This is a genomic window from Leptolyngbya sp. 'hensonii' (assembly GCF_001939115.1).
GTDB lineage: Bacteria > Cyanobacteriota > Cyanobacteriia.
The window spans coordinates 532,971-544,817 of the sequence record NZ_MQTZ01000041.1 but is presented as its reverse complement, the minus strand read 5'-3'; the positions used below and the strand labels follow the sequence as shown (position 1 = coordinate 544,817).

Genomic DNA, 11,847 nt, shown 5'->3' with positions numbered 1-11,847 from the left:
GATGGCGACCATGCCGCTATCGCTCATCCCGATCGCCGGAGTCCAGGCGTAACCAGGGATTTGCCAGAGTCCCAAGGAAGGCCCACTCTGGGGAAATACGGCGGCGATGGCATTCCCACTGGCATCATAGCCATACCCGGCCACATCCCCATTGGCGTTGATCGCCGTCCCAACTGTACTAGAGTAACCTGGTGGCACAGCCAGTTCATTGGCCTGGTAGAGCACATTGGCCACCGCCCCCCCCGTTTTCAGCAGCAGGTTCTGGGTGCTGAGGTTGACGGGATTGGCCAGAGACGGCAGACCCGCTCTCAGGATCAGGGCGGCACTGCCGGTCAGGGTGGGGATGTCCAGGTCAGTTCCTACCAGACTTGTATCAGGACTGGTGATCGTGATATCCCCAGCGTAGATGCTGCCCAGGGTTTCCACCTTCAGGGATGCGCCGGTGTAGTTGCCTATCCGCACGTCCTGGTCTGAAGAGACGATCGGGTCATAATAGCTGACGAAATTACCATTCTCCCCACTCAGGGTCAGGAAAGAAATTCTCCCCTGAGAAGCAAAGTGGGCATCCCCAGAAATGGTGCCATCGCTGAGGAAGCGCATGTCCCCCAGGCTCTGGAATGCCTGTCCGGCTTCTGGATGTTTCAGAGCCAGGATATCAATGCCCTGCTGACCCAATACGGTCAAATCCCCTCCTGCTTGCACAGAGACAGGCTGAGCCTTTGAGTCTCTGACGATGACCTGATTGCCTGCCATCAGGCTCAGGTTACGGTTGGCAGTCAAACTGGCGGGATTAGTATCATCTACCGGAGCCAGAATCAGGTTGTGCGCCGCCCCGATCGTCACCTGGGCGGCCCTCGCCTGCTGCACCACCCCATCCCCTGGCTGGATCTGTAAATTGGCACCCGTCAGATGCACCGTGCCGTCTGCGTCAGTGGTGATGCCATTCACCGGGCTGCCTGTGCCAGAGAGGAGTTGACTCAAAGTGGCGATCGACCCGTTCCAGTCATTCGGTTTGGGAATCTCCAGGCTCAGAGGGGAACCGGGAATGCTGATCCGCAGGCTGCTGTCACCGGGCATCGCTGTCACCAGGATCTGACCGTTGGGAGCGTCCAGCTTGCCGCTGCTGATGACCGTTCCACCCGTCAGCACCAGGCTCTGTCCGTCTTTCACCGTCAGATCGCCCAGGTTGACGATCGCTCCGGGATGCGCGATCGTGAACACAAAGGAGTCGGGATTGCCCAGCAATGTGCTGTAATCGTTGGGGCCACTGGCGCTGAATATGCCGTTGCCCATCCCAATCCCGTTGGCGGTGGTGGCGGTGAATGCTGCTGGGACATTCAACTGGACATTGGGACCGAAAATAATCCCGCCTGGATTGATCAGAAACAGGTTGGAATTGCCCCCTGTGACCTGGATCAGGCCGTTGAGCACCGAAGGATCTCCGCCTGTTACCCGTCCCAGGATGTTCTGAATGTTGGGATTGGCCATGAAGTTGGCAATCTGCTCTTGCGTTAGACCCAGTTGCTGGAAGCTGTGAAACAGGTTGCTGCCCGCTTGCGTTCCGCCTGAGATATCGAACTGGTTGCCGTTGACGTGAACGATCGTTCCTGTTCCATCTGCGGCTGGGGTAATCTGGGCCTGGGCGGGGAGCAGGCTCAGCGCCAGTCCTACCAGGGCAGAACTGCTGGCCATCAGGCTGAAAACAAGGATAGAGAAGTTGCGGCGTTGCTGTTTGTTGCTGGTCATGGTGATATTAAGGGAAGAATTATGGGGAATAGAAGAGGCGTTGCATGCAACGCCTGCACGGATTCATCCCCTCTGGGGAGGGGTGGCCCCCAGGGCCGGGGTGGGTTTGGATCGGGATTAGAAGCGGGTGTTGATCCTGAAGTGCAGTCCTGCATCCTGGATGTTGCTGCCCCGATCGCTCAGGTTGATGAAGGGCATGGCGTAGTCCAGTCGCACATCTAATGCTGGGTCAGGGTTCCAGAGCAGTCCCACTCCTACGGCTGAGAGGAAGGTATTGCGGGGCAGGGGCAGGGGACCAGAGTTCCAAACAGCTCCCATGTCGATGAAGGGGGCAACCTGAAAGGCAGCACCTCCCGTTCCATCACGGGCCACGGTGATGCGGTCTTCGATCGACAAGCGAAACCCGTTGTCTCCCGATCGGGCATTTTGCCGATACCCTCGCACCGACTGTCCACCCCCAATCACAAACTGCTGAGAAGGGAGCAGCGGATCTGCACTCAGTTGCACCTCTCCCTGCAGCATCAGCAGGTGGTTCGAGTCCAGTACCTGCAACCGCTGCACCTGACCTGACCAACTGAAGAACTGACCAGAGGGAATCGGAGCCGGATTGCTGGTGGCATCGAACAGGCCCGTGCCCATATTGAACTGCGATCTCAACCCCCAGGCTCCCTGACTATCACGCGCAACGTAATCCTGGCCCAGCTTGACTACGCTGGTSCGGGTCACTCCATTGCCATCTGCACCGGGACCAAAGGGGGCCGGAATATCCTCGAAGATAAAAGTCTGGCCGCTCTGATGGGTCAGTCCCACGGACAGGGCYAAYTCYTCTCTGGGGGTGCGAATCAGTGGTTGCCGGAAGCTGAGGTCGTACAGATCGCTCCTACCCCGGATCCCAAAGCTGGCAAAGGCTGGATCCGTAATGTGGTAGCTGCTGGGGGCATAGCGGAACTGCAACGTCCCGTTCATCGGGTTGAGGGGAATCCGGTAGCTCAGGTCGTACTGCTGGGCACCCCCCGTCAAGGTGCTCGTGGCAGCGATCGAGAGCTGATCTCCAGTCCCACTCAGGTTGCGATYKGTGAGGCTGCCTCCCGCCCGTTCTCCTCCGACAGCCGGTGGGGAATAGTTGTCGATGTTGGTCCCGATCACCAGGGGATTTGCCTCTTCCACCTGCACGGTCAGCACCGCCTGCCCTGGCCTGGAAGCGGGACGTAGAGATGCGGTAACAGACTTGAATAATGGGTCTGCCTGCAACAGCCGCAACTGGTCTTCCAGAGCAAACTGGTTCAGGGGTTTGAGTTGAGCCAGGGCAATACGATCGCGAATGTAGTCCTGACTGACCTGCTGGGTGCCTTCAATCTCAACGCTCTCCAGAGTGCCTTCCACCACCTGGATCTGCACCTTTCCATCCACCAGAGACTGGTTGGGGATAACAGCACGGGAGGTGATGTACCCTCGCTGTAGATAAAGCTGGGTGATGCGATCGGCCAGGGCTACCAGCTCTGCGATCGTCACTTCCCGCCCTTCCAGGGGTTGGGTAAGAGCCTGAAGTTCCTGACTAGACAGAATGGTATTGCCCACAATTTGAATCCTGTCAATTCGGATTTGTTGTTCAGCGGCAGGCCGATCGACAGATTCTGTGGTGGGTGCAGGGATTGTCCGCAAAACAGGAGGAGCGAGCGGTGCTGGCGTAACTTCTGGCCCCGGTTGATCGAAGCGACTCTGGCTGGGATTCGTGGACTGCCCATCGGACTGAGGGGGTGGGGGCAGGCTCTGACTCAGCTCTCCGGCATGGCCTCGAAGACTGAGGGGAAATCCCATGAGAATCAGAACCAGTAAGGGGTTCCAGAAAGGGAACGATCGAAGATTTGCATGCATCCTGACAACAACTCCATAAGTGATGAGAGACAGCCCTGATATCAACGCAGGACAAATCTACCGGGAGAGACTCCTCTCCATCGGCAGATCACAATTGAACTTGGACAAAGAATTTTTGAGTGCTTCAGTCCAGTACGCCTGACCCCAACAGAACTTCCTGTAGAAGTCACTAATGTTGCGCTGGAAGCACATTCAAGATGTCGGACTCATCCTAATCATCTGGATGAGTTCCTTTCATCCGCTATTTCGCCCAAAGGGATAGGGTATCCCGAAAATCATACTCGTTATGACTACAATTTAATTAACGACAAATCTGATTCCGGAGGATGGTATGAACTTCAACCGATTTGAACACCTCAATCTCGCAGTGGAGGACCTGGATACCAGCAGAAATTTCTACCAGAAGCTTTTTCCGGATTGGTACGTGCGTGCGGAAGGAGAAAACGAGGGCAAGCGCTGGATGCACCTAGGGAATCACCAGTTCTATGTCGCCTTAACTGAGACTCCCCAGGCCATCCGGACCCATCGGCCCTATGACTCGATCGGCATTAACCATGTTGGCTTTGTAATTCAGGATGGCGATCAAATGAAGGCATTTCTGGAAGCCAATGGGATTGAGTACTACACCTATACCTCACCGGAAACCAAACACCGAATTTACATTGATGACCCGGATGGAAATGAAATTGAACTGGTGGAGTACCAGGAGCATTATCCTCTGAAGTGAACTTCAGCTATTCCATCAGTTAGGTGCCTGTGGATCACACCCCAGATGGAAGAATTTATTCCATGATTAGAAGAGATAAGAACTATAACTCCCAGTTCAACTCACACACTTAAACCCATGAGTACCGAAAAATCAGGCATTGCCGAGGAATTGAAGACCCAGGCGGTGATCCTGGGCAGTATCACCGCAATTTTTTGGGCCATTGAGCTGATTGACCTCTTCGTTTTTCGAGGAACCCTCGATCGCTATGGAATTCGTCCCCGCAACATCACTGGCCTGCGGGGTATCCTGTTTGCACCCTTTCTCCATGGAGGGCTGGGGCACCTGATCGCCAATACCATTCCCTTCATTACCCTGGGCTGGTTTGTGATGCTGCGTCGCACCAGTGACTTTTTTGTGGTGTCGATCATTGTCATGCTGGTGGGGGGATTGGGCACCTGGTTAATTGCCCCTCCCTGGACGGTTCACATTGGGGCCAGTGGGGTCATCTTTGGTTACTTGGGCTATCTGCTGATGCGGGGGTTCTTTGAACGGAATATTCCCTCCATCTTGATTTCTGTGATTGTGGGCTTCCTGTACGGCGGGTTGATCTGGGGCGTATTGCCCTCCCAACCGGGAATTTCCTGGCAGGGGCATCTGTTCGGCTTTTTGGGTGGGGTGCTGGCAGCTCGGCTCATGGCCGATGGCCCGAAGGACCGAAATCCTGAGGAGGGATGGTAGTTTAGGGACAGAAAGTGTTCTCTGTATCGGACAGGGGATACAAATTGACTATGATTGGAGAGTTTGCAGTCTTGCAGGCTATTCTCCTATCAGGGTTTGACTAACCATGTCCCAGCAGATGCCCGACCTCAATACGATTCAGCAGAATCCCTGGTTACAAACCATCCGACCGATCGGAGCGTCAGAGCTGCGTGGTCTGACTGTTCTGGGAGACACTATTCTGGCGATCGATGCTCTGCAGGGATATCTGCTGCAGGTCCGCCCGGGTAGTGACAGTTCTATCGTCCTGAACCCCTACCACACAGAAGAGTTCAAAAACGCGAGTGGGCTAGCCCTCTGGGAGAATGCCCTCTGGTTCAGTCGAGGCAATGACCTGTATCGATTTCAGGACGAAGAAATCTACCTGTTTAAAGATATTTCGGCAGGATTGCTATCGGTAGAGGCTAAGGCAGAACATGTCGTCAATCTGCCTTACGAAATTGATGGGGTGGCCGTTTGGGAAAACACCGTTTATGCCTCCAGTCAGCGTGCCGGTTATATTTACGTTTTAGATGCCAGCACCGGCAAGCAGATCACCCGCTTTTATGCGCCGGGAATAGGGATTGAAAATCTGACAGTGCGCCATGAAGAACTCTGGGTCTGCGATCGGGAAGAACAAACGGTTTATTGCCTCGATCGGGGGTTGGGAAATGTGCAGTTCAGCGTATTGACGCCCTTTGACAGACCTTCTGGCCTTACTTTCTGTGGCGATACCCTCTATGTGGCCTATGCCCTGGAAGAACCCTATATTCGAGACAATCCCAACGCTGACCCACCGGTAGAGCTAACCTACCGCGATCGCACGTTCATTCATCCCCTGTACTATCACTATTACCAGGACGAGCACTACGCACTCTCCAATGGTTTCCTGGTAGAGCTCTCCTATGTGGAGGAATTGTCGCCGGTAGAAGCTTCTGACTTGCAAGATGCCGATCTGCAGCAGGTAGAGTGGCGGATTGCCCTACCCGCTGAGACCCCTCGCCAAAAAGTGCGTCAGGTGGAGTCGGTGGGGATGCCCTTCATCGAAGAAGTTCAGGATGGGCAGCGGGTGGCTCTGTTTAAGTTCGATCGGTTGAAATCAGGGGAACGGCGCATTTTTGGCTGGAAGGCGGTGATTGAGGTCTGGGGCATCAAGTATCTCCTTTCGCCCAGACAGGTGGAAAATCTGCCTGCTGCGCCCCCAGAGTATGAGGCCCGCTACCTGGTGGATAATGATGAGCTGGCGATGGGAACGGACCTGATCAAAGAGGCAGCTAGGGAGTCGATCGGAACCGAAACCAATCTGCTCCGCAAGATCCTGAAGATCCGCAACTATGTTTACGATCGCCTCTCCTATGGCATCAAACCTTACATCGATACCCCAGACGTGGCTCTTGAGCGGGGGATTGGTTCCTGCGGGGAGTATCTGGGGGTGTTGCTGGCTCTGGCCCGCCTGAATGGAATCATCTGTCGCACAGTGGGTCGTTATAAGTGTCCCAAGCACCCCGATCGGCCTTTTGTCCCTCTGGAACCAGATTTCAACCATGTTTGGATGGAATTCTATGTGCCAGGGTTTGGCTGGTTTCCCATGGAATCCAACCCGGATGACATTCAGGATGGCGGGCCTTATCCCACTCGCTTTTTCATGGGGCTGGCCTGGTATCACACGGAGATCGGCAAGGGAATTACTTTTGAGGCGGTGAAGACGCCAGATAAAGCTTCAGGGAAAAGTGTGGATGAGGCCCATCGGCTCTCGATCGGTAACCTGTCCCTCAACCATGTGCGCTATCGGATTCTGGCGGAGTTGAAACCAGCCCCATAATTCAATAATTCAACCTAATTCCCCTCGCAGCACCGTTACCGCCTGTCCCCCCAGGAGTACCCGATCGCCCGCACAGCGAACCCGAACTACTCCCCCCCTGGCGGATGCCTGATAGGCGGTGAATTCATCCTTGTGGAGTCGATCGCGCCAGTAAGGCCCCAAGCAGCAGTGGGCTGAGCCTGTCACAGGATCTTCGTCAATGCCCACACCCGGAGCGAAGAATCGGGATAGAAAATCGTACTCCGGGTGATCAGAAGCACTGGTGACGATCACCCCACGCAATCCTCCCAGGGTTCTGAGCCGGGCAAAGTCTGGCTGGATGGCCCGCAGCACTTCAGCAGACTCCACTTCGATCAGGTAATCGAAGCTGTTTTTCCCGACAAAGGTGGCTGTTACTCCCAGGGCTGATTCCAGGTCGGGCAGGGGAGAAACTGCTGCCGCCACAGTGGCAGGAAAGTCCAGCTCAATCCAGTCGCCCTGACGCTGGGCTGTCAATAAGCCACTGCGGGTGAAGAAGCGGGCCGGTGTATTGAGAGGGAGATATCCTTCTGACCACAGGACATGGGCACTGGCCAGGGTCGCATGGCCACAGAGATCAACTTCAACGGCTGGTGTGAACCAGCGCAAATTGTACCCATCAACCTGTTGCAAGAGAAAGGCCGTCTCTGACAGATTCATTTCCTGGGCCACCGTCTGCATCCAGTCGTCCGGTTCTCGCTGGGGCAAAACACAGACAGCTGCCGGGTTTCCGGCGAAAGGACGATCGGTGAATGTATCGACCTGAACAATGGGGTAGGACATTAATTATTAGGGATAAACTTTCATGAACTCCTGACAACAAGAATCAAAACCGTATCTTATAATACAGATATGAAATAAATCGTTCATCTCTTTTTCTCGGTCAACCTGGTTTAACTGGATCTTTTTGATTGGTTTTCAGCCGGGCGAGAGAGACGGAAGTAGGGACTCTTCCCGAAGGAACGCGCCTCCCGAAACACCTACACCCTGAAATGAGAGGCGAATTATGCAATTAACCTATCGCGGCGTTGTTTACGACTATAATCCTCCTGCTGTCACAGTAGCCAATGATGGTGTGACCCGGAAATATGCAGGGTTGACCTGGTTGGTACAAGCTCTGCGCCGTTTTTCCAAGCATGAAACTGATTTGGAAGTGAAGTATCGGGGTGCCGCCGATCGTGCCAGTGAAAAACCCATCCCTTCCCTCGAAGAAAAAGCCCGTCTGTTAGTAATTCAGCATCATCTTTCCGATCGTCATCGTCAACTATCCATGCATAGCCGAGTTGCAGCCCAACTGGGTATCCCTGCTTGATGATTGACTGCTCTAGAGACCTCTGAGACAGGATAGCTCTAAAGTGCTTCCAGGACACTCCCTCTAATGGGGTGTCCTTTTTGTTGTGTTTTGTCCGGATGAATGAGTTGTGGCTTCCGTTCCCATCGGTAGAAAAATCCCTTAAAATCGACATGCTTCTTAAGGAAGGAGTTAGCTACCGTCTATCCATAATTTCCTCTTGAGAGGGGATTTCACGCGAGTCTACTTACTGGGGCCAAACTTTTCAGAGATTCTGTATACACGCTAGCAAGGAATCAGGGAGGGTCAGGATTGGTAACTGCTGGATCATCGATAAGACCCTTGATCACTTGGGTCATCTTTGGACTCTTCTGTCCTGCAGCCCTGGGGATTTTGTTAGGACAGGTGATTTGGGAGCATGAATTAAGCCATCAATTGCTAGCTCCCGGTTTGGTATTGTTCTGCATTGATCAGGCGCGTATGGCTGTCATCGATCTGGAGCAGATTACTGTAGCCAAACAGCACCTTCAGGATCCTCGTTTAGATCAGTTCTACTGGATTACAGTGAGCACGATCGTCATTGAATTAGGGGGTTTTTATCTTGCCTCGTTTTTCCTGGGCTGGGGATCCCTGGTTGTTTTACTGAGCCAGATCTGGTTTAACACCCTGGCAACCATTCACTTGCTGCCAGCACCTGCGATCGACATTCAACCCCGATCATTTCAAAGTCGTCTGCCCGTGTTAATCGCCAATGGGGTTGGGGTCATTCTGATCAGTCTCTGGATTATGGCCATGGGTCAGCTCTGGATTGATTCGATTTTGTGGGGCATGACCTTTGCCTATGGCATTGTGAAATATTGCTTGATATCCACCAGGGATTAAACGAATCAGATCAGCGATTTCCAGAAATCAAGCTCGACGGGCTCAGCTAACAGCATGGCAGCCTTGACAAACAGGGATTTGATGTAGGGCATCTGGAGATGTTCATCCAAGGCTTCCTGGCTGACCCATTGCTCCAGCATAAGGAACTGGAGCGGGTCGCTATCAGATTGGTGCAGGTTGTAACTGATGCAACCCGTCTCATTTCGGGTTAACGCCATGACAGTATCCAGTTCTCGCCTGAGCATTCCTTCCAGTCCGGGCTTGATTTTAAAGCGGGCAGTGACGGTAATGGTCTCGGTTGGTGTCATGGGTATCCTGAGGTCTTCTACTTGGGCCAGACATTCTCCCACCAGGGTGGGGTTTGGGTCTGGGTCAGATTAGCCTTCCTACGGATATCACGGATGTCCCACCCGGTCAATCGGGCCAGGGTCTGGGCTTCTCTTTCAAAGCGGACCGGCAGCGATCGACGATATGCCTGCCCTTCCCGACACTGGACCTCGCCCGTATAGGGATGCCGCAGCACATACCTTCCCTGGAAAGACTCCTGGTTTGAGGTTTCCTGGAACATCAGGTCTTCTGGGAACTTGTCCCTGGTATAGCGAACATGCAGGCGGGTAATAAAAACCTGCCGGTAAGGACCATTGGGTGTGAGCCAGAAGACACCAGCCTGCCGCAGTTCATCCGAATTCAGGGGGTCAGCGGAGCAGGGGTCGCAATTGCTCATACTCCAGGCATATTCCAGGAAGGCCACTTTTTTCCCTTCCCGAGTATAGGAATTCTGAAACATGGACTTGTAGAAGTTGCCAAATTCATTCTTCACAAACACGGGAATCTCATCCCCAGAGGGCACTTTCACCGTTCGATAGTTCGTGACCTCAGCCTGTCCCTTGGGAGAAAGAATGTAGACGACCAGGTCCTGCTCGCTCTGGGCATTGATCATTCCCAGACGAATCGGCAACATGAACTTCTGAGACTCATAGGCCATCATCAGGGGCCGCAGAGACTGGAAGCCCGACTTGTTGTACTCGGCCAGGTTGACCTTAGCGACGAAAAACTTCATCTTCTGCCGTAAGTAGGGCTGCAGGAGCTGGCTGGCCCCCTGGGGAATGCGGTAGCCGTTCGAAGTCAGCCACGTCGCCAGCCCATCCGATTCCTTTGCACTCAGAATCAGAATGTCATACTCCCCAACCGTGAACCGGGCCTCGATCGTCACCCCCAGTGCATCGGCAGCCCGATTTCCCGCACTTTCCCGCCGTTCTGAAGTGGCCTGTCCAACTGCTGATGGCCGCGCAACCTTACGAATGGCACAGGGATCGGAATCAAAGTACTCCACCAGGCGCGGGGCGCTAAAGGCATCCAGCCGCTCGATAATCTTGGGATTGCCCACCCGCACCTGTTCTTCCTTCAGGACCACCGGCACCGGCACCACGATCGCAAAGTCTTTCACATCCCCCTGATAGTCGTTGGCCATGGTCAGGATGGTGCGATCGCCATCCCTGGCAATCACCACCTGGGACGCCCGGTTATAAAGGCTGGTGTCCGCTTTAGAAACATAGAATCCGCAAAACGCCCAGGCTTCAGGGGCAAAACTAACCAGGGCCACACAAACCAGACAGAAGGAAAGCAAAACCCGCAGTAATCTCATGGCGATCGGTCCTGTAGACATGGCTAAGGGGCATTGACAACAACCAGTATGTCTACAAACAGGTCCAATTTTTGAGTTGTTTCACTTTCCGCAACAGAAATTTTGATGCCAGGAGGCAGGAGTCAGAAATCCTGCCTCCCAGTGTGAAATTAGGGGAGCCAGGGGTACTGGCGAAAGTTGGGGGGACGCTTTTCCAGGAAAGCCTGTTTCCCTTCAGCCCCCTCTTCGGTCATGTAGTACAGCAGGGTGGCATTACCAGCCAGCTCCTGCAGACCGGCCTGCCCATCGCAGTCGGCATTAAAGGCAGCTTTCAAACAGCGAATGGCGATCGGGCTCTTTTCCAGAATCTCCTGAGCCCAGCGAATCCCTTCGGCTTCCAAGTTTTCCACCGGGACGATCGTATTCACCAGCCCCATCTCCAAAGCCTGCTGAGCTGTGTACTGTCGGCAGAGGAACCAGATCTCCCTTGCTTTCTTCTGGCCTACAATCCGGGCCAGGTAACTGGCTCCGAAGCCCCCATCAAAACTACCCACCTTCGGACCTGTCTGGCCAAAGATGGCGTTATCTGCGGCGATCGTCAGATCGCAGATGATGTGAAGGACATGGCCCCCCCCGATCGCATACCCAGCCACCAGAGCAATCACCACCTTAGGCATGGAGCGGATCAGCCGCTGCAGGTCTAGCACATTCAAGCGAGGTACACCCTCTTCGTCCACATAGCCCCCCTGGCCTCGCACGCTCTGGTCCCCTCCAGCACAGAAGGCATACTTACCATCGCTGTGAGGCCCTGCCCCGGTCAGTAGAATCACCCCAATACGGCTGTCTTCACGGGCATTGCAGAAGGCATCATACAGTTCAAACACGGTTCGGGGACGAAAGGCATTGCGCTTATGGGGACGGTTAATCGTCACTTTGGCGATGCCATCTGCTTTGTGATAGAGAATATCCTCGTAGGTTTTTGCAACTTGCCAATTAGGAATTGTCATTACGCATTAGTCATGTTTGATTGGTTTCATCCCCTCCTAGGAGGGATAGCCCGCAAGGCCGGAGTGGGTTTGGCTTGGTCATTAGTTATGGGTGATTGATTGATGATTAATAACCCA

The 11,847-nt window shown here is 54.0% G+C and carries 11 protein-coding genes and 1 riboswitch; of the genes, 5 read left to right on the top strand and 6 right to left on the bottom strand.

Annotated elements, in window-relative coordinates; all coding sequences use genetic code 11:
• A partial coding sequence (locus tag BST81_RS14235) for a filamentous hemagglutinin N-terminal domain-containing protein (protein WP_216351328.1) occupies positions 1 to 1,746 on the bottom strand: 1,746 nt, incomplete at its 3' end.
• Positions 1,747 to 1,863: 117 nt separating this feature from the next.
• Complete coding sequence (locus BST81_RS14230) at positions 1,864 to 3,621, bottom strand: ShlB/FhaC/HecB family hemolysin secretion/activation protein (protein ID WP_075599125.1); 1,758 nt, start codon at positions 3,619 to 3,621, stop codon at positions 1,864 to 1,866.
• A 331-nt stretch (positions 3,622 to 3,952) separates the two neighbouring features.
• Between BST81_RS14230 and BST81_RS14225 the strand changes: the two genes are divergently transcribed.
• The 3 genes from BST81_RS14225 (at position 3,953) to BST81_RS14215 (ending at position 6,908) form a co-directional block, all read left to right on the top strand.
• Entirely contained in the window at positions 3,953 to 4,348 is a 396-nt protein-coding gene (locus tag BST81_RS14225) for a VOC family protein (RefSeq protein ID WP_075599124.1), read from the top strand.
• Between the two features lie 117 nt (positions 4,349 to 4,465).
• Positions 4,466 to 5,068, top strand: a complete 603-nt coding sequence (locus BST81_RS14220; protein ID WP_075599123.1) for a rhomboid family intramembrane serine protease — start codon at positions 4,466 to 4,468, stop codon at positions 5,066 to 5,068.
• Positions 5,069 to 5,174: 106 nt separating this feature from the next.
• Positions 5,175 to 6,908: a transglutaminase domain-containing protein gene (locus BST81_RS14215; protein WP_075599122.1), complete on the top strand. Its 1,734-nt coding sequence runs from the start codon at positions 5,175 to 5,177 to the stop codon at positions 6,906 to 6,908.
• A 9-nt stretch (positions 6,909 to 6,917) separates the two neighbouring features.
• Here the strand turns inward: BST81_RS14215 and BST81_RS14210 are convergent, their stop codons facing one another.
• Positions 6,918 to 7,709: a PhzF family phenazine biosynthesis protein gene (locus BST81_RS14210; RefSeq protein ID WP_075599121.1), complete on the bottom strand. Its 792-nt coding sequence runs from the start codon at positions 7,707 to 7,709 to the stop codon at positions 6,918 to 6,920.
• 78 nt (positions 7,710 to 7,787) lie between these two features.
• Positions 7,788 to 7,895: riboswitch (Glutamine riboswitch) on the top strand.
• Between the two features lie 37 nt (positions 7,896 to 7,932).
• Here BST81_RS14210 and BST81_RS14205 point away from each other — a divergent pair.
• Both BST81_RS14205 and BST81_RS14200 read left to right on the top strand, forming a co-directional pair.
• The gene (locus tag BST81_RS14205; RefSeq protein WP_075599120.1) at positions 7,933 to 8,238 is read left to right on the top strand and encodes a DUF4278 domain-containing protein; all 306 of its coding nucleotides are present in this window, start codon (positions 7,933 to 7,935) and stop codon (positions 8,236 to 8,238) included.
• Positions 8,239 to 8,559: 321 nt separating this feature from the next.
• Complete coding sequence (locus BST81_RS14200; protein WP_075599119.1) at positions 8,560 to 9,099, top strand: hypothetical protein; 540 nt, start codon at positions 8,560 to 8,562, stop codon at positions 9,097 to 9,099.
• 5 nt (positions 9,100 to 9,104) lie between these two features.
• Here BST81_RS14200 and BST81_RS14195 read toward each other — a convergent pair whose 3' ends face one another.
• The 3 genes from BST81_RS14195 to menB all read right to left on the bottom strand — a co-directional run bounded on the left by BST81_RS14195 (position 9,105) and on the right by menB (position 11,730).
• Positions 9,105 to 9,407 carry a putative quinol monooxygenase gene (locus BST81_RS14195; RefSeq protein WP_075599118.1) on the bottom strand — a complete coding sequence of 101 codons (303 nt, stop codon included), beginning with the start codon at positions 9,405 to 9,407 and terminating at the stop codon, positions 9,105 to 9,107.
• Between the two features lie 17 nt (positions 9,408 to 9,424).
• Entirely contained in the window at positions 9,425 to 10,765 is a 1,341-nt protein-coding gene (locus BST81_RS14190) for a DUF2330 domain-containing protein (RefSeq protein WP_253188283.1), read from the bottom strand.
• Between the two features lie 128 nt (positions 10,766 to 10,893).
• Positions 10,894 to 11,730: a 1,4-dihydroxy-2-naphthoyl-CoA synthase gene (gene menB / locus BST81_RS14185; protein ID WP_075599116.1), complete on the bottom strand. Its 837-nt coding sequence runs from the start codon at positions 11,728 to 11,730 to the stop codon at positions 10,894 to 10,896.
• Positions 11,731 to 11,847 lie beyond the last annotated feature (117 nt).